This is a genomic window from Akkermansiaceae bacterium (genome assembly GCA_017798145.1).
Taxonomy (GTDB): Bacteria; Verrucomicrobiota; Verrucomicrobiia; order Verrucomicrobiales; family Akkermansiaceae; genus Luteolibacter.
Map to the genome: position 1 here is coordinate 3,107,094 of CP059069.1, position 18,158 is coordinate 3,125,251.

General features: G+C 58.6%; 12 protein-coding genes. 4 read left to right on the forward strand and 8 right to left on the reverse strand.

The window, feature by feature from the left end:
- Positions 1–37: 37 nt before the first annotated feature.
- The 3 genes from HZ994_13250 to HZ994_13260 form a co-directional block, all read right to left on the reverse strand.
- A complete protein-coding gene (locus tag HZ994_13250) occupies positions 38–1,216 on the reverse strand; it encodes a hypothetical protein (GenBank protein ID QTN34398.1) in 1,179 nt (392 codons plus the stop codon).
- 70 nt (positions 1,217–1,286) lie between these two features.
- On the reverse strand, positions 1,287–2,042 hold the full coding sequence (locus HZ994_13255) for a sigma-70 family RNA polymerase sigma factor (GenBank protein ID QTN33238.1): 756 nt from the start codon (positions 2,040–2,042) through the stop codon (positions 1,287–1,289).
- 32 nt (positions 2,043–2,074) lie between these two features.
- Positions 2,075–3,640: a protein kinase gene (locus tag HZ994_13260; GenBank protein QTN33239.1), complete on the reverse strand. Its 1,566-nt coding sequence runs from the start codon at positions 3,638–3,640 to the stop codon at positions 2,075–2,077.
- Positions 3,641–3,988: 348 nt separating this feature from the next.
- Between HZ994_13260 and HZ994_13265 the strand changes: the two genes are divergently transcribed.
- Together HZ994_13265 and HZ994_13270 are read left to right on the forward strand one after the other, a co-directional pair.
- Complete coding sequence (locus tag HZ994_13265) at positions 3,989–4,921, forward strand: amidohydrolase family protein (GenBank protein ID QTN33240.1); 933 nt, start codon at positions 3,989–3,991, stop codon at positions 4,919–4,921.
- A 23-nt stretch (positions 4,922–4,944) separates the two neighbouring features.
- A complete protein-coding gene (locus HZ994_13270) occupies positions 4,945–6,390 on the forward strand; it encodes a sulfatase (protein QTN34399.1) in 1,446 nt (481 codons plus the stop codon).
- Here the strand turns inward: HZ994_13270 and HZ994_13275 are convergent.
- Together HZ994_13275 and HZ994_13280 are read right to left on the reverse strand one after the other, a co-directional pair.
- Positions 6,387–7,820, reverse strand: coding sequence for a DUF1552 domain-containing protein (locus HZ994_13275; protein ID QTN33241.1), 1,434 nt, complete (start codon positions 7,818–7,820; stop codon positions 6,387–6,389). The genes HZ994_13270 and HZ994_13275 overlap by 4 nt on opposite strands.
- 21 nt (positions 7,821–7,841) lie before the next feature.
- Entirely contained in the window at positions 7,842–10,058 is a 2,217-nt protein-coding gene (locus HZ994_13280; GenBank protein QTN33242.1) for a DUF1588 domain-containing protein, read from the reverse strand.
- A gap of 228 nt (positions 10,059–10,286) precedes the next feature.
- On the opposite strand from HZ994_13280, the gene HZ994_13285 reads away from it, so the two are divergent.
- Positions 10,287–10,676 (forward strand): RNA-binding S4 domain-containing protein, encoded by a 390-nt coding sequence (locus HZ994_13285; protein QTN33243.1) that lies wholly within the window; start codon positions 10,287–10,289, stop codon positions 10,674–10,676.
- Positions 10,677–10,725: 49 nt separating this feature from the next.
- Positions 10,726–11,565: a D-hexose-6-phosphate mutarotase gene (locus HZ994_13290; GenBank protein QTN33244.1), complete on the forward strand. Its 840-nt coding sequence runs from the start codon at positions 10,726–10,728 to the stop codon at positions 11,563–11,565.
- On the opposite strand, the gene HZ994_13295 is transcribed toward HZ994_13290, so the two are convergent.
- The 3 genes from HZ994_13295 to hemL all read right to left on the reverse strand — a co-directional run bounded on the left by HZ994_13295 (position 11,566) and on the right by hemL (position 18,095).
- Entirely contained in the window at positions 11,566–12,267 is a 702-nt protein-coding gene (locus HZ994_13295; GenBank protein QTN33245.1) for a type 1 glutamine amidotransferase domain-containing protein, read from the reverse strand.
- A gap of 90 nt (positions 12,268–12,357) precedes the next feature.
- The gene (locus HZ994_13300; GenBank protein QTN33246.1) at positions 12,358–16,689 is read right to left on the reverse strand and encodes a hypothetical protein; all 4,332 of its coding nucleotides are present in this window, start codon (positions 16,687–16,689) and stop codon (positions 12,358–12,360) included.
- A gap of 119 nt (positions 16,690–16,808) precedes the next feature.
- On the reverse strand, positions 16,809–18,095 hold the full coding sequence (gene hemL, locus HZ994_13305) for a glutamate-1-semialdehyde 2,1-aminomutase (GenBank protein ID QTN33247.1): 1,287 nt from the start codon (positions 18,093–18,095) through the stop codon (positions 16,809–16,811).
- Positions 18,096–18,158 lie beyond the last annotated feature (63 nt).

Consider the following 18,158-nt stretch of genomic DNA (forward strand, 5'->3'; position numbering starts at 1 on the left):
TGTTCTCCGTGCTCTCTGTGGTTTGACTCGTTTCATTTCAAATATCGGGGAAGAGATCGTTTTCGCGATGAGGTGCCAGTGATGCGTGGATTTTGGGAAGGGCGTCCTTCAGTTTGAAGAAGCCTGCGGTGGCGCGCGGCCAGAGGAGCCTGTCCCAGCTGCGGATGAAAATGTGCGTTATTGCGGGGACGGGATGGCTTTCCATGAAATCGCGTGTATGACCGACGGTGGGCTTGGAAATGACGATCGAGTCCAGTTTCTCCGCGCTGATCCAATCGTTTACGGAGCTCTGGAACGGGCCGTCGAGGCGGGTGCCTTGGGTGCGGTTCAAGGTGTCGTTGATTGCGCCGTCGAGGAATGCGGTGACGAGCTTTGTCGTTTTCAACGCGTCTGGCAGGTAGGCGGCGGTGGCGTGGATTTCACCGATTTCCTCGGGTGGCGGGGCGAGATCTTCGGGAAACATGAGATGGCCGATGCGACCCTGTGGCTTCGGGTTCGGAGGAAGATGCAGGGCTTGTCTTTCGAAGGATCGATCCGCCGGGATGGGCGAGGCTGATTCGTCGAGTTGGCCGGCGGGATTGAACCTGCCGTTGGTGAATTTTTCGATGTTTGAGGCGCGGGCGAGGTAGTGCTTTCCGGGAGTGTGAAGGCCTGCGACCCAACGCCATGACAGCGTGTTCGCCGCAGGGTCGCCGTCTAGCAGGTGGCGTAGGAAAAAATCCGCGCCGAGCTGCCATGGGAGCTTCAAAGTGAAGATCCAGATCGAGGCGAACCACATCCGCGCGTGGTTGTGGATATAGCCGGTTTCGACCAACTCCCTTGCCCAGTGGTCAAAGCAGGCTATCCCGGTGTTCCCGGAAATCGCCGTATCATACTCATCCGATTTTTCGTGTTCCTCGATAGAGGAAAGGTAGTGGCTCCAAACATCCGGCCGCATCTCCAGCCAGCCTTTCCAATAGGTTCGCCACGCGATCTCCTGCAGGAACTTTTCCGCAGAGCGTGCGCTGTGGTTTTGTAGAACGGCGCGTGTGCATTCCTCCTCGGTGACGAGGCGCGTGCGGATGTATGGGGACAGCTGAGAAACGCCATCGTGTTTCCTGATGCCGAGATCGAAGTTCCTGCGGCCTGCGTATTTCGAGGCGAGCGGGACGAACTGCTCCAGCCGTTCGAGCGCGGCGGATCGTGTGGGAATCATGGTGGCGGGCACCCCGGAAATTCGCGTGCGATCGGGTACAGGCAACAGGAGATTTTCCCAAGGCGCTATTGCGGGGGAAATCCCCTCCGGATCATTTCTCAGGCGCTGTGGTGGAAAGCACCTCGATGAGGTAGCGGAGTTCCTCGGCGGCTTCCTCCGTATCCTCCACAGTCTGGGAAATTTCCGCCAGCACGGCCTCCCGGAAGCTTGCCCGCAGCCGGTGGATCGCCACTTTCAGAGCTCCGGTGGTCATGCCGAGCGAGGCGGCGGCTTCGGCCTGGGAGAGGTTCCCGGTCTCTCCGATGAGCCAGGCCTTCAAGACTTCGAAATGGGCTTTCTTGCCCGCCCTTTCTAATGTGGTTTGGACGGCTTCCAGGCTGCGATCCATGATGGCGAGTGCCCATTGGCGGTCAAAATAGCTGTCCGGAACCGCTGCCGAGGGATCGGGGATCTGCCAACCGGGCGAAGTTTCCGGTCCGCCCGAATCAATCGACTCGACCACCACACCACCGCCGCGCTTCAGGCGTGCCTCGTTGCGTTTCGTCTCGGTGAGGAAATTTTTGAGCGCACCTAACAGGTAGGAACGGAAGCGGCCTTTCTCAGGGTTCGCCTTGTTCATCCCCGGCCTTGAAAGCAGTCGGCTGATGAATTCCTGGGTGATTTCCCGACTTTGGTCTTCGCTGCGACCCTCACGGCGGAGGAATTTGAAAACCGGCGTCCAGTAGGCTTCGCAAAGCTCACCGAGCGCGGCCTTCGCCTCAGGTGCATCCCCGCTTGCCCGCATGACCATCGTCCAGCGTGTGGTGAAAAACGCAGCGGATCCGCCGGGATGTTCTTTGCTGTTCATTGGATATCCGATCGTGGCTGAGTTCCCGGCGATCAGGCTGAATGCTGGTTGATGCTGTTGATCGTGCTGGTGATGGTTCGATACAAGAGGATGAAGATGATGAGGTCGGCAATGCCTATCAAGGTCGCGATCCCAGGAATGAAGCCAACGATAAAGGAGAGCACAAAAAGGATGCCATAAGTCACCGCCAAGCCGTGCACATTCGTAACGTGGGATCTGCCGATGCCCCTTTGCCATGCAGTGAGGCTCTCGGCCAGCTTGGGCCAAGTCACGAAAGCCCAATAGAAGTTGTAGAACGGAACGAAGAGGAATCCTACGGCACTGGCAGGGGAGATAGCCCTGAAGTTTTCCGGAATGGCTTTCCAACACCTGTAATGGAGTATGCAGCAGAACACAATTGATGGAATGCCGATCGCCATGACAATGAGGGACATCGCCATCTTTTCGTCCGAACGACGCAGCTCCCCTGCCAGTGTCATCCCATCCATGACAAGCGCCGCAATGAAGGTGAGGACGTAGAGGATGATCGTCGCTTTCAACGGGATCGGACGCCATGGAGTGTTGGATTCCGGCGGCGGAGTCGCAGAAGGTTCGCCCGAGGCGGGCGGACGAAGCGGTGGCGGCTCATTCCCACCGGAAGCTTTTGGCGCAACAGGCTTTGATCCAGTGATCGCCTCGACCCCCGTCTTCACCTCGCCGACGTTCTGGAAACGGGCCTTCCTATCCTTTTCCAAGGCTCGCATGACAATCTCGTCGATGCGCGGATCCATAGGCGACCTCTCGGAAGGCGGCGCGAACCGCCCGATGGGCAGCTCCCGCGTGAGCAGTTCGTAGAAAACGACACCTAGCGAATAGATGTCGGCGCGCTGATCGATGTCGCCCGGTGTCTCGATTTGCTCGGGAGCCATGTAGTGGGGGCTGCCCAGTGCATAGCCGGGCATGGTCAGGGTGTAATCGTCCCGCTCATCCATGCCCACCAGTTTTGCGATCCCGAAATCCGCGATTTTCACCCGGCCGCGGGAATCGAGGAGGATGTTCTCCGGCTTGATGTCACGGTGCAAAACGCCTTCCTCGTGCGCAAATTTCAGGGCGGAGCAAACATCCTGGACGAGAGCGAGCGATTCCGCCGGGGTGAAGCTGGCCGCCCGCATGGCTTGGCGTAGGTTGACCCCCTCGACATATTCCATGAGGAGGAAACAGAAGGGGCCCTTGGAGCCGAAATCGAAGACCGTGACGATGTTCGGATGGTTGAGCCGGGCGAGAACGCGCGCCTCGCGGTTGAAGCGCTCCTCGAACGCCGGATCCTCAGCAAGATCGTGGGAGAGGATTTTCAATGCGACGAGCCTGTCGAGTTTCGGTTGGCGCACTTTGTAAACGGCACCCATTCCGCCGGCTCCGATCAGTTCGAGGATTTCCAGTTCGGGGAAGTGAGCCGCCACTTCCGCGACGGATGGCGGTGAGCTATTTGACCGGTGCGAACGGGCAACCGGAGTGGCGGACATTCCGGAAAAGACGCATTTCGGGCATAGCTTTTGCGGTGCGTCCTCGGGGATGGGGGCTCCGCATTTCGGGCAGTTGGATTCAGGTAGGTCGTTCATGTCAAAGATTCCTGAGCCGTTTCCGGGGCGAGGTTACAAAAGAACATTAGATTCACCGGCTATAGCGGTCGAATCCAAAGTTCCGGCGGTTGTTTTCAGGGGGACTTACAAGGCGATCAAGATCGTGGCAATAGAATCGCAAATGAACGCGAATCCTGGGCTTATTGATGGTGTTTGGTGAAGTCAGTCAATCCGCCCAGGGCGAGCCCTGGCTTACAAGCTTGTCCCTGCGTGCAAGCCACGTATTGCGCCAGCCTTTGAACGGCGTTGATCCCGGTGGGGAAAAGCCGATCCGGGCGGTGGCTGAATTTTCTGGAGACATCATATCTGTCACTTAGGGTGATTGCCATGAAGGTTCTGCTCTCTTTTTTACTTCTGCTTACGATCGCCTCAGCAGACGAGCGCCCGCTTCCCAAGGTGAAGCACATGATCGACACACACATCCACCTCTACGATCCAACCCGGGAAGACGGTATCCCTTGGCCGCCGAAGGATGATGAAGTGTTGTACAAACCGCATCTCCCCGAGGAATTCAAGGAAGTCTCAAAACCCACGGGTCTCACAGGCGTGATCATTGTCGAGGCCAGCGACCGCCCCGAAGACAACCGTTGGGTGCTCGATCTTGTGAAGGGCGACGACTATTTCATCGGGTTTGTCGGGAACATTGATCCCTACGCGGATGACTTCGCCGGGCAGCTGGCTGATCTTCGAAAGGATCCGCGAGTCGTAGGAATCCGCGCACGCAACGGCCAGGAGAAGAAGGCGATCGACTATGCCGACCCGAAGTTCCTCGCCAGCATGCGCGAGCTTGCGAAAAACGAGCTCAGTGTCGATATCCTCGTCAATGGGGGCGGGGTGGAGGCGGTTAAGCAAGTCGATCATCTCGCGCGCGCCATTCCCGAACTGCATATCATCGTAGATCATGTCCTTGGCTACGACTTCGACGGCAAGGCTGCCAATCCGGAGTGGGTCGCGGCTGTCGAGAAGCTTGCCGAAAACAAGAACGTCTGGTGCAAGGTTTCCGGTCTCTATCAGCGCAGCATCCCGCAGCCCGCGCCCCACACGCTGGATCACTATCGCAGTGTGCTCGATGTCCTCTGGAAAAACCTTGGGGAGGAGCGGCTTATCTTCGGCAGCAACTGGCCGTGCACGAAGAACAGTGGCGACTATGCCAGCGTCGTGAAACTGGTGAACGAATACTTTTCCGCCAAAGGGCAGGAAGCCTGTGAACGCTATTTCTGGAAAAACGCAGCCGAGGCCTACCGGCTGAAGCTCGATTGAGTTTCCGAACGAGAATCAATACTATCTCCCATAAGGCCGTGCTGCCCCGCTCCATCCTCGCTTTCCTCGCTCTCTCCATCCAGATCGGGACCGGAGCGGACAGGCCGAACATCCTTTTCTGTTTATCCGATGATCAATCCTACCCGCATGCCAGCGCCTACGGCGAACCTGTGATCCAGACGCCGGTCTTTGACAGGGTTGCCCGCGAAGGGGTTCTGTTCACAAATGCGTATTGCGGATCCCCGTCGTGCACGCCATCGCGCGGCACGATCCTCGCAGGCCAGGATGTCTGGCGTCTCGGGCAGGGAGGGCAACTGTTCGGAACCCTTTCCGCTGAATATCCGCTCTACTCCGATCTGTTGGCCAAGGCGGGCTATCATGTGGGATTTATCGATAAGGGTTGGGCACCGGGCAACGTGCAGGTAGGCGGTCGCACCTCCAATCCCGCGGGGGAGAAGTTCAAGGATTTTGACGAGTTTCTCGATAATGCCGAGGAGGGGCAACCATGGTGTTTCTGGTTTGGCAGCACCGATCCGCACCGTGGCTATGAAAAAGGCAGTGGCATCCGTTCCGGAATGGATCCAGGGAAGGTGAAAGTGCCCGCTGTCTTTCCAGATACACCTGAGGTGCGCAGCGATCTCTGCGACTACTTTTTCGAGATCCAACGCTTCGATCAGAAAGTCGGGGAGATCCTGGATCGAGTTGCGAAGGCTGGTCAGCTTGGGAACACATTGGTCGTGATCACCAGTGACAACGGAATGCCGTTTCCTCGCGCCAAAGCAAACATGTATGACCTGGGAACCCGAATGCCGCTGGCCATACGTTGGCCGAAGCGTGTGCCCGGCGGGCGGGCGGTCGATGACTTCGTGAGTTTGATCGACCTGGCGCCGACCTTTCTGGAAGCTTCAGGTCTCGATGTTCCCGAAACAATGAACGGTCGCAGTCTCCTGGGTCTGTTAGAACCGGAAAAATCCGGTGTTGTTGAACCGGATCGAGATGCCGTTTTCAGTGGCCGTGAGCGCCATGCATGGTGCCGCGTCGAGGGTGCGGGCTATCCGATGCGGATGATCAGGACGCGTGATTTCCTCTACATCCGGAACTACGAACCTGACCGTTGGCCTGCGGGGGACTATCGTGTCGTCACCAACGAAGGTCAGTATGGGGATGTCGATGCATCTCCTACAAAGACGATCATGCTCGGACGGAAAGAAATTGATCCCGGTTTGTTCGATCTTTCGTTTGGCAAGCGTCCAGGCGAAGAACTCTACGACTGCCGGAGCGATCCATACCAAATCCACAACCTTGCGTCTGACCCGGCCAAAAATGAGACCTTGCTCAAGCTAAGGGAAAGGCTGACAGCGCATTTGAAGACGACTGGTGATCCGCGTGAGACTTCGGGCAATTCCCCTTGGGACGCCTGGCCTTACTATGGGAGAAAATGGGCGCCATTGCCTGAAAACGCAGACTAGGCCATCAACTCCGCCAGCGGTCCGCCTAGGTCGAGATGTTTGAGCTTGGAGTCTAGTTGTCCGAAGCTATCGGGAGCCTCCATTCCGGCTGCGTGCATGAAGGACAGGTAGAGGTTGGCGATGTCCTGTGGCCCGGCTTCCTCATATTTCGGATATTCGATGTAGCGTCCCATTTTCAGTTTGCCTGCCATCCCGCCGAGCAGGACGAAGGGCCAGTCGGCCATGCCGCCGTGGTGGTCGCCGCCGGCGCAGGACATGTAAACGATGAGGGTATTGTCCAGCATCGTTCCATTCCCCTCCGGGATACGATCGAGCTTTCGCGCCATTTCCTTGATGCCCTTGAGATGTAGTTTCTCCACCGCAGCCCTTGCTTCGAATCCGGTCATGCCGTTGGTGGCCTTGCCGTCCTGAAGGTGACCGAGATTGTGCACGGAATTGGTGATGCCGAGTTCCGTGTATTGCACGCCCAAGGTATCGGGACGGAGGGTGATCACATTCGTCAGGCCGGTGACGAGCGAGGAAGTGGCCAACTCGAAGTAGGATTCGATCCGGTGCTTCGGCTTCATGGAATCGTAGAGATCCGTCGGCTTTGGGGCGAACTTCCGGATCCTGTCGCTCAATGCGGCTTTCTTCCTTTCGATGTCCTGGATGGACTCGAACGAATCGAGATAAAGGGCGAACCTTTCCTTGTCTTCACCGGAGAGCTGTTTCTGGATCCGCCGGGCGTCGTCCGTCAGGAAATCCATGAGATTCCCGTTCAGCGCCAGCTTGCTTTCGAGCTGGGCCTGCGTGCCTGTCGAGGCTCCGAACAATTCGACAAAGGCCTTGCGTGGCGAGGATTGGAATGGAACGGGAACCCCTGCCTTGTATGCGGAGATATTGGGGTAGCAGTAGCTTTCATCCAGTCCCATCCCGCCTTCAAGCAGCCGCCCGTTGGTTGCCAGCCCATACATCGGGTAGGGGCCGGTCGAGAGATGCTGGCCCAGCATGCAATCGATGGTGGGAGCCACAGCGACTTTCTCGGAGTTGTGGCACGAAAGGGCACCGTAGCCGGTGGTATGGTTCCCGCTGAAGCCTTCGCCGGAAAGGCTCTGGATTACCGTCATGCGATCCTTGAACTCATTGAGCAGCTCCAGTTTTTCCGGGAGCGCGTGATCGGCGAGCGAAACATCGACCAAGGGCCCGAGGCGCCGGGCCTTGTTGCCCAGTTTGCTTCCTTCGGTGGCACTGACGAAATGGTTCTCAAGCCCTTCTGGAACCATGTTGAACTTGTCTATGCCTGAGGATTTGACCACAAAGACGAATCGCTTTGGCAGGGCGCTCTCGACTCCCGCTGACTGCGCATGGAGGGACCGGATGAACGGAGCCATGGCAAGGGATGCTCCGCCGAGGGAGAGCCCTTTGAGAAATTCGCGTCGTTTCTGATACATGTTGATTCGTTGGTAAGCTTCTTATCGGCGATAAAGAAATGAATCGGAACTGAGTAAGGAAACCACCAATTCCTTGAAACTGCCATCACTATCCATATAGGCCTTCTCAGCCTCGACCAGTGTCCTGGAGTCGCTGAGCATTTCATTCCGGCCCATGAAGTAGCGGAATAGGTGACGGATGAACGACTGGCGCACGCGCTGCGATTTCCCGAGGCGATGGAGCATCTCCACGGCGTTTTCCACGTCCCCATCGACACCCGCTTCACCGGTGCCAGCAATGGTTCCGGTCGCATCGACTTTGCGGGCCGTGAGCTTTCCGTCTTCCAGCAAGCGTTCAAACGTCGCGTCTCTCCTCGTGACGATTTTCCCGTCTTCCCCGAAAAAATCCTCCGTCCGGTAGCGGCCCCAGTCATCAAACATCTCGAAGGTCTCGCCCAGGGGATTGATCTTGTGATGGCAGTTCCAGCAGCGCTCTTCCCTCAGCAAGCCCATGCGTTCCCGCAGGGTCTGGTGGGGATCGACCGGAACCTTGGCATCGACGTCCGGGGGGACGTCCTGGAGTTTGCCGGCAAGGAGTTTCTCATACACCCAGATCCCGCGGTGGATGGGATCGTTCCCGTCGTTCACCGACCAGGCGGCGAGCCATGCGGGATGAGTGAGCAGTCCGGCACGTTGCTCGGAAGGCATTTCAAATGGCTGCTCGATGGGCCAGTTCCACTTCTGGGGCTCATTGCGCTTTGATTCCGGCAGGTTGTAGGGAGTGATGTAAATCAGATCCCCGATCCCGTGGGAGCGGTTCGAAAATGGAAACTCGGGATGAGGATTGATCCCCGCCTCCAATGCCGTCTTGAACTTCCGGACCTTGCTTTCCGCCTTCTCCCGAGCATCGGCAAGTTGTTTTTTCCGGTGCTCCGAATCATTCAGCCGTGGCGGAGCCTTGTCCAGCTGCTCGCGCTTCAGGGTTACCTGAGCTTCGACGTATCCCGGATCGAGGACTTCGGCGATCTGCTGTTCGTAGAATTCCCGCGCGTAGCCGTTGTCTCCCGGATGGGCGACGAAGTAGTCGTTGGTGGTGAGCAATTCGGCGATGACGTCCTTATCCTTTCTGAGGATATGCTCGATCAGCATTCGTGCGTCGTTCATCAGCAGAGCGGTGTTCCACTGGGGGATTGCCTCGAGACGTTTCCGTTCATCGTCCTTGAACACATCCCCCGCGCGGTCGAATCCGAAAAACTGTTCGAAGAAGCGCATGATGCGGGGAACCTTGCGGTTGCTCCACGGGCCTTCTCCCAGTTGCTCATCCAGCATCTGCCTCACCACGTTGGCAGCGTCTTCCTTGTTGTTCAGCTTCCCGTTTTGGTAGGCGTCCCAGATCGGCTTCGATCGTTCCGGCAATTCATCGGTTAGGGCGTAGGTCAGCGTATAAACCATTTCCTCGGGAGAGAGATGGCGTCGACCGTGTTCGTCGACCCCGCCCAAACCGAATTCCATGCGGTAGACTGCTTCCGGGTTGAGGAAGATCGCTTTGATCATCGTCTTCAGGCCTGCGAGTTTTCCTCCCAACTTGATGTTCTCCTTCAGGAACGCGAGATACTTTGCCTGTTCCGCTTCGATTGGCATGCGCCCAATGATACGGCGGAATTCCTGCTCCACCGTCCTGGCGAGAATCTCATCCGTGGGCATCGGCTCTTCGTCGGCGAAGATCTTGAAATCACCTTTCTTCTCCCGCTCTTCAAGAAACTGTTCCGCATTGATCAGAACCATCTGGACCGTGCTCCGATCCGCTGTGGACGTCGCTGCGTAGTCACGGATTCCCTTTTCCGGGGTTACGTAGGTGAACGGGCTGCGGGCTTTGCCAAATCCCCTCCGGTCAAAAATCTCGGGACTGTAGCGCCACAGGCGGGAAGGCGAATACGGAGGGGTGTCGATTTCCCCGGAGAATAGTTTTTCATGGCTCACCCAGTTTCCGTATTCCGGGGCGAGGAGTTTCTGGCGGTAGGCCTCACCTTGGTCGGCGTCCTTTAGATTTCCCTCAATCCATTCGATGATTCGGTTCCGCTCTGCGGTTTCCGGCTGCTCTTCCTCCTCGGGAGGCATGTCCTCACTGGTGAGCTGGTCGAGGACATCAATCCACCGGTCTGCCGTGTCGGCATCGCTGAAATCAAAGCCGATATCATGCAGGGTGACCTTTCCCTTTTTCTTCTCAGTTCCGTGGCATTGGACGCAGTGGCTCTCCAAGAATGGCCGGGCGGGATTTGTGCTTTGGGCGAAGGCTGTCGCAAGGGATCCAAGCACAGAGAGCAAGCATGTCAGTCCGGGAGCATGCCGAGATTTGAGCATCCCCTTTAGACGGATGTTTTGACCGAATCTTTCATGCATGGATGGGGATAGGATGATGTGATGACAAACCCTCCGAAATGCCCGGCGGGGTTGCATACATAGCCCGCAGGTGGCAATCTCGCTGCGATGTCCGATTCGATCCGTGCTGACAAATGGTTGTGGGCAACGCGTTTTTTCAAGACCCGCGCGCTGGCGGGTGAGATTCTCGCCGACGGCAAGGTGAGGCGGAACGGGCATGTGCTCAAGCGCGCCTCCTCAATACAGGTTGGCGACGAGTTGCAGATCCCTTTCGTCGAGGGGCCGGGTTTCCGCGAGATCCTTGTGAAGGGTGTCATCGCGAAACGGGTCGGCGCACCCGAGGCGCAGGCCTGCTACGAGGACAGGACGAAGCCCGAAGTTTACGAGGCACTGAAAAGCTGGCAGATCGCGAAGCAGGAGGCTGCGAAAGGAAGACCGACGAAAAAGGACAGGCGCGCGATTGACCAGATCAAGGCTGCGTGGGAGTGGGACACCTGATGTTTATCGGATGGCGGATAACTCCAGGAGCCGTATCATCGCCCTAACCATGAGCCTTCCCGCCTCCGTCCGTTTGTCCGATGCCGCTCCGTCGTATCCCGTTTTCGAAATAGATCATCCGACCTGCGTGGCTCGCGTGGCTCTGCACGGCGCGCATGTGATGTCGTGGAAGCCCGTTGATGAGGATGAGGTCCTGTATCTTAGTCCGGATGCCGTTTACAAGGAGGGGAAGGCGATCCGCGGCGGGATCCCGGTCTGCTGGCCGTGGTTCAATGCGCACCCAACGAATCCGGAAATGCCGTCGCATGGCATTGCCAGGACGAGGTTCTGGGAGTTGGTGGAGGCAGGGGAGAGTGGGGAAGGGGTGGATTTGAAATTTGAGATGAGCGAGGGGATCTGGCATGCAACATTGACCGTGAAGGCAGGAGCGGAGCTGGAGGTGATGTTGGAAACGCGGAATCCGAACGAGATCCCCATCGTGGTTTCCGGCGCATTGCATTCCTATTTCGCGGTCTCGGATATCGAGCAGGTGCGGGTCGTGAACCTGGAGGGGGCGGACTACCTGGATACCGTTGGCACGCCCACCATGCGAAAGCAGACGGTGGCGCTTGGATTCGGAAGTGAGGTGGATTCGATCTACGATAGTTCTAGTAGTATTCTCCTTGTCGATGATCTTTCCGGGAGAACAATCCTCATCGAGAAAAGCGGCAGCCCCTCCACGGTGGTCTGGAATCCCTGGGTGGAGAAAGCCGCCGCGTTCGGGGATTTGCCGGATGACGGGTATCGGAAATTCTGCTGCATCGAGGCGGCAATTGCGAACGACCGGGCGGTGATCGTGATGCCCGGTGAAACCCACGTGCTGAGCACGCGGATCAGCGTCGAGGAGTGATCACTCGGCTTTTTCCAATGCTTCGAGCAGAAGCTCGGCGGCTTTCTTGGCTGAGGCCGGGTTCTGTCCGGTAACCAGGCGGCCGTCGCGGACGGCGTTCTCAGAAAAGTCCTCTGCTGTTTCGACCGTGGCTCCGGCCTTTTCAAAGGAGTCCTGGAGCAGGAAGGGCACGGTTTCGCTCAGCTTCACGGCGCTCTCTTCCGAGTTGGTGAACACCGCGGTCTTCTTCCCGGCGATGAGGAGTTTGCCATCGGAAAGCTTCACGTTCACCAGTGCCGCCGGGCCGTGGCAGACCGCGCCGACTGATCCGTTGTCTTCGTAAATGCTTACGGTGACCTTTTTCAACGATTCGGAATCGGGGAAATCCCACATCGCGCCGTGGCCACCGGCGAAGAAGATCGCGCCGTATGCCTTGGTGTCGACTTCGGAGAGGGCGATCGTCTTCTCGACGCCGGGCTTCTTCTCGTCCCCGTTGCCGAATTTTTTCCAGAACGAGGCGTTCGCCTCATCCTTGAGATCGAAGCTCTTGGGATCAAGCGGGGCGAAGCCGCCCTTGGGGCTGGCCAGTGTGACGGGGTTTCCGTTTTCCGTGAAAACCTCATAGGGATGCGCAGCTTCGGAGAGGAAGAAGCCCGTGAGTTTCCCGGAGTCGCCCAGTTTTGCGTGGTTGGTGAGAACCAGGAGAATAGGCGCTTCTTCCATTGCGCAAGATGTTGCGGCAAGGAGGAGTGAGAGAAACAAGGTTTTCATCCCAGCCAATAGCCCGCGATGGAAAAAAGGCAAGGATGCGAATCAGTTGGCATTGGCGACGATGCGGATGAAGCCTCTCGGACTGGCGCTGACCGGGACGGTGGAGCGGTAGGTGACTCGCTCGAAGCCGTTTCCGAGATCCTCGGGAAGACCGGATTCGACCGCAGGAACGGGGGCGGTGCGGAACATATCGGCCGAGCTTTCCGCGCCCATGGTGTAGCCGGATACCCCGCTGCGGCGGACGATGGAGATGGTCTGGTAGGACTCCCCGTTCAGGGAAACGAATCCCACGGGGGTGGGTAGGGTGGACGAACCGGTGGGGTTGGTGCCGGCGATGAACTCGAGGAGGTTCGGGACGCCGTCGTCATCCGCGTCGTCGGTGGGTCCGGCTTTGTCGATGGGGATTCCGTTCTGGGAGGCCCAGTTTTCGAAGCCCGTCTGAGGGACGGCGACGGCTCTTGCTCCGCCGCCTTGGTCGGTGACGGCGGCGGTGCGGCTTAGGATCGAGCCTGTGGAATCGCTGAGGAGGACGGAGTAGTTTCCTGCGAGATTGGCGAATTCCGAGAAGGCCAGGTTGAGGGAAGGGCCGGTCGCTCCGGGGATGTTCGTTCCGTTTTTCCTCCACTGATAGGAAAGGGGAAAAGAGCCGGTGGCGCCGACCGAGAGACTGACGGGGCGGCCTGCGATAATGGTTTGGTCAAGTGGCTCGGAGACGATGGCGATGGAGGCTGGAGTATTGGGTGTGTTGAGCTGGGTGGAGTCCGTTCCGAAGATGCCTGCCGTGTTGTGGGGTTGGGAGGGGATGGGTCTGTGCTCGAAAGTCATCGGGTAGTTGAAGGCGTAGGTTTTGATGAGTTTCCGGCCTCCGTTTTCGCTGAACTGGTAGGCTTTGTGGATGTTGCTGCCCTGCTCGCGGGCGATGAAAATGAGCCGCCCGTCATCGAGTTGGTGGAAGTTCCAGCCGCTGAGATTGTATTGGGTCAGCGGGGTGCTGCTCAAGGCTCCGCCCCGGGTGAAACGCCAGAGTGCCGTGCCGAAGCTGCTATTGAAATTAAAGCGCTCGCCGGCGACGAGGAGATCGCCGTTTTGTGCGATGGCGAGGCCGGTGATGTTCCAGCTGATGTTGGCACCGCGCGAGACTTGGAAGAACGCGGTGTCCGTGGAGCCGTCCGCGTAGGCTTTGTGGATCGCGGGGCGGGTGGGATTCGGCACGCCGAGGATGACTCCGCCATCGGTATCATCCCAGAGGAGGCTGGGGACAGCTAGGGAAGTGTCCGCGAGGGTGAAGGTGGTATCCACGGTGCCGTCCGCATTGAGCCGAGCGAGACGGTGTGTCGAGTGGCCTGCGATGGTATCGAAGTCGCCTGCGATCCAGATGTAGTTTCTGGTGAAGATGAGTTTTGGGAAAATGTTCACCTGGGAGCCGCTTTTAAAGACAGGATAGAACTCGGCGGCGGAGGCATCGCCGCGCATGACGGAGAAGCCGCTATCCTGCAAGGAGCTGACGTTCGGAATTTTCGCGCGCATCAGGAGGAAATCTCCATTGGGCATTTTGTAGCTGTCTCCGCCGTAGCCGCTGATGGGCGAGACCCAGTTCCTATCCTCCACGCCGCTGGTCGAGTCGTAACGCCTCCAGCCGGAGTTATAGCGGATGTTGGTATTGTCCGGGAGGTCGATGCGGGTGGTGTTTTCCTTTTTCCGCTCGCGTGCGGGTGCTGTGGGATTTTCTATGAGGGCAGGGTCGGGAAATTCGAGGGAGATCGTGACGACAGCCGGAGTGCTGGTGATGGAGCCGCCTGCGGTGGTGATGACACAGTCGTAGGAGGCTGCGTCCGCAGGGGCGAGGTTCGAAAGGGTGAGAGAGGCGGTGGTTGCGCCGGAGATGGCGGTGCCGTTTTTCCTCCACTGGTATGAGGTGATGGTGCCGGTGGCTACTACTGAGATTTTTTCCTCAAATCCTGGAAACGTATCGATGCGCGGAGTCGGCTGGGTGGTGATTGTCGCGAGGGCGGGGAGGACGACACTCGCAGGGACGGTGAATGCCTCGTCGTTTCCGGAAATGGCGCGGAGGGTGTATTTCCCGGCATCGAATCCGTTGAGGTCGGTGATGTTGAGTGTGGGGGTGGTGGCTCCCGAGATGCGGCTGTCGTTTCTCAACGGAGTGCCGGAGCGAAACCACTGGTAGGTGAGATTGCTGCCTGCGAAGGAGCCAGTGAGGGTGAGGGTGCCGCCTACGGAAACGACCGGAGCGGTGGGTGAGGAAACGAGGAAGGGCAGCGGCTGGCTGGCGATGCGGGACTGGAGGGATTCCCCCGATTCCGTGAGGAAAACGACGCTCGGACCGATGTTTGCGAGGCCGAGATAATTCTGGCCGAAGCGATCACCCTCAGATGTCCAGGTGATCAGATCCCGCGAGGTGATGAAGGCGGTGGGAGAAGTGGTGCCAGCCGGCGAACCGCCGATGTACCATTTCCCGGCGACGCGGTCGATGAAGTTGAAATTGCCAACGCTTGGGTGGACCATCGTCCAGGTGATTCCGTCCGGTGAAGTGGCAACGGAAGAGTTTGTGCGGAGTGCGACAAACTGTCCGGCGTGGAATTCTAAATCGCGGATGTTTTGGCTAACATCGGGGGCCCAGGTGCGGCCTCCGTCCGTGGAGCGCCGAATTCTTCCTTGTGATTGGATTGTAAGCCAGATGCCGTTTCCGAAAATGACTTTGGAGAAGCTGGGCTTGGTAGTGTCCTTGGCGAAAACTTCCGTCCAGTTGATCCCATCACTGGATCGGATGAGGAAATTCTGGTCACCCACGGCCACATAGCCGTCATCCCCGGAGGCGATGTGGCGGAGGGTATTGGGGCCGCTGAATACGCCGGTCCATGTCAGTCCGTCTCCGGAGCGGGCGATTCCACCGGGATTATTCAGTGAGCCGGTGAGACCGTAGAAGCCATCCCTTCCCCTGAAGGCCGCGACCACTCCTGAGTTGCTCCCCTCCCAGTTGATCCCGTCATAGGTGACTGCGGTGCCGCTGCTGCCAGCCACGAGGATGACGCCGTTTGCGGAGGTGATGGTTTTACTGAAACTGCCGCCCGGGATGACGGGCGGGCGGGTGCCTTCCCAAGTTGTTAGATCCGTGGAAGTGCGGAAGCTGTCTGCGAAAACCACGCGTCCGTTTCCGACGGCGATGTCGTAGCCTTTTCCGGGAGAGCCGGGGATGACCGTCCAGTTCAGGCCGTCCGTGGAAGTATAGTCGGAGGTGTGGCCGCTGGCGATGAAACGGGTGCCATCCGAGATGACGGAGGTGATCGTGGATGGTGCCACGACTTCCGTCGCGCCGGAGCCGTCGTTGCTGGTGAAGCGAAATCCGCCTCCGTTCCCTGCGCCACCTGCGGAGACATAGACGCCGTTGAGATATGCGATGTGGAGGAGGGTCTTATTCGGCGAGACTGTAACAGGTGCCGTGAAAGTCGATGCGTCCGTGGAGGTGATGATGCGTGCACCAAGGGTTCCGAGACGGTTCCCCATGTAAAAGAATCGGCCGTTGACGAAATCGATGCCTGACCAGCCGACGTTGAAATCGGAAGTGCCCTCAACCGTCCAGGCGATTCCGTCGGTTGATTTCAGGGTGAGATTGGAAAGGCCGGCTGCGGCAAAGACCCCGTTTCCGAAGGCGACCCCATGAATGTTCAGTGCGGAGCTGAATGCGCTGCGGGGGTAGGTGGTGAGGGTCCAGTTCACCGCATCCGTGGAGTGCAGGATGGTGGCGGAATCTCCTACTGCTACGAAGCGCCCGTTTCCGAAAGTGACGTCTCTCAGATCCCGCGTCGTCGGGGAGATGGGAGAAGTCCAGTTCAGCCCATCGGTGGAAACGTAGATGATGCCGGACTGGCCGACCTGGACGAATTTTCCGTTTCCGTAGGCGATGCCCCGCATGATGCCGGGAGGGAGGGCGGGGAGGGAGCGTTTCTGATCGAGCTGGAATTCCCCGACCGGGGTGCCGGAGGGGGTTCCGGTGGAAAGTGTCAGGGCGAGCCGGGTGTTCACGTTCACGCCATTGCCCTGGGGGACGGAGGCCGTGGCGCTGATCACCCCGCCGGTGAGGGTGCCGGTGGTGAAATTGAAGACGCTGGGCGAAAAGGTGATGGCTCCGGCGTTGTCCACGGTGCCGGTTAGAGATCCGCCGAAGAGCTCGAAGTTGCCCGCATTGTCGATGGAGGCGGCGGTGCGGCTGGGGAACTCAGGGGTGGAGGCGGCTCCGGAGACGGAGGTGAAAATCTCGCCTTCGTATTGTCCGACGAATTGCGCCTGGGCAAATGCCTCGGATGCGCAAAAAAATGTGAGGATAAGGACGAACGTTCGGGAGATAAGCTTGCTCATGGGGAACTCAGGATAAAGGTTTTCAGCGGAAACGACAATCCCCTGAACAGGCGATACGCTCTAGCTGATTCTGCGATAGGCCTGGCAAAAGCCTTTTGAAGAATCGACCGGCCGCGGCTCTAGATGCTCGCCAGGGCTTCGCCGAAGACTGTCAACGTGTCGTCGAGATCCGCCTCAGTGTGGGCGAGTGAGAGGAAGCCGGTTTCGTAGGGGGAGGGGGCGATGTAGACGCCTCTTTCCAGGCAGGCCCAGAAGAACTTTTTGAAGAGGGCGAGATCCTGTTTCATCACGTCATCGACGTTGACGATCTCGCGGTCGGTGAAGAACAGGCAGAACATGGAGCCGACCCGGTTGATGCTGTGGGGGATGCCTTTTCCCGTCATCAGCGAGCGGAGGCCGGTTTCGAAATGAAGGCCGAGCTGGTCGAGGCGGGCGAAGCCGTCGGGGGTGCCCGATGAAAGCTCGTGGAGCTGGGCGAGCCCGGCGGCCATGGCGAGGGGATTCCCGGAAAGGGTGCCCGCCTGATAGACCGGGCCGATCGGCGCGACCATGTCCATGACATCCGCGCGGCCGCCGAAGGCACCGACCGGGAGGCCGCCGCCGATGACTTTGCCGAAGCAGGAAAGATCCGGGGTGAGGTTTTCGAGTCCCTGCACGCCCGCCTTGCCGAGGCGGAAGCCGGTCATGACCTCGTCGAAAATGAGGAGGGCTCCGTATTTCTTGGTGATTGAGGAAAGCAGTTCCAGGTATCCGGGTTTCGGGAAAACCAGGCCCGCGTTGGCGGGGTAGGACTCGACGATGATTGCGGCGATTTCCTCGCCCTTTTCCTCGAAGAGTTTCTTGAGGGATTCGGGGTCGTTGTAGGAGAGGACGATGGTTTTTTCCGCGAAGGCTTTGGGCACGCCTGCGGAATCGGGTTCGCCGTGGGTGAGTGCGCCGGATCCTGCGGCGACGAGCAGGGAATCGGAGTGGCCGTGGTAGCAGCCGTCGAATTTCACGATGTAGTCGCGCTTGGTGAAACCGCGGGCGAGGCGGATCGCGGACATCGTGGCCTCGGTGCCGGAAGAGGTCATGCGGACTTTCTCAACCGACGGCACCCACTCGCAGATCGTCTTCGCCATATCGACCTCGTAGGGATTTGGGATACCGAAGGAAATCCCGTCCTTGGCGACCTGATGGATCGTTTTGGTGATCGCGACCGGGGCGTGGCCGAGGATGTTCGGCCCCCAGGAACCGATGTAGTCGATGTAGGTCTTGCCGTCGATGTCGGTGATGCGGCAGCCCTTGGCACGGCGGACGAAAAAGGGTTCTCCATCGACGTTCTTAAAAGCGCGGACGGGGGAGTTCACGCCTCCTGGGATGTATTCCTTGGCGACGGCGAAAAGTTTGCTTGAGAGATTTGGCACGCCGGGACTTTCAGTTCAAACGCTGTGATTCTCAAGGGCGGAGATTTCCCCAAATTGCTTGCA

Excerpts from the sequence above, each read along its gene's own strand:
- HZ994_13265 (QTN33240.1), top strand. The coding sequence starts at position 3,989 with ATGAAGGTTCTGCTCTCTTTTTTACTTCTGCTTACGATCGCCTCAGCA.
- HZ994_13285 (QTN33243.1), top strand. The coding sequence starts at position 10,287 with ATGTCCGATTCGATCCGTGCTGACAAATGGTTGTGGGCAACGCGTTTT.
- HZ994_13290 (QTN33244.1), top strand. The coding sequence starts at position 10,726 with ATGAGCCTTCCCGCCTCCGTCCGTTTGTCCGATGCCGCTCCGTCGTAT.
- HZ994_13300 (QTN33246.1), bottom strand. The coding sequence starts at position 16,689 with ATGAGCAAGCTTATCTCCCGAACGTTCGTCCTTATCCTCACATTTTTT.
- HZ994_13295 (QTN33245.1), bottom strand. The coding sequence starts at position 12,267 with ATGGAAGAAGCGCCTATTCTCCTGGTTCTCACCAACCACGCAAAACTG.
- HZ994_13275 (QTN33241.1), bottom strand. The coding sequence starts at position 7,820 with ATGTATCAGAAACGACGCGAATTTCTCAAAGGGCTCTCCCTCGGCGGA.
- HZ994_13255 (QTN33238.1), bottom strand. The coding sequence starts at position 2,042 with ATGAACAGCAAAGAACATCCCGGCGGATCCGCTGCGTTTTTCACCACA.
- HZ994_13260 (QTN33239.1), bottom strand. The coding sequence starts at position 3,640 with ATGAACGACCTACCTGAATCCAACTGCCCGAAATGCGGAGCCCCCATC.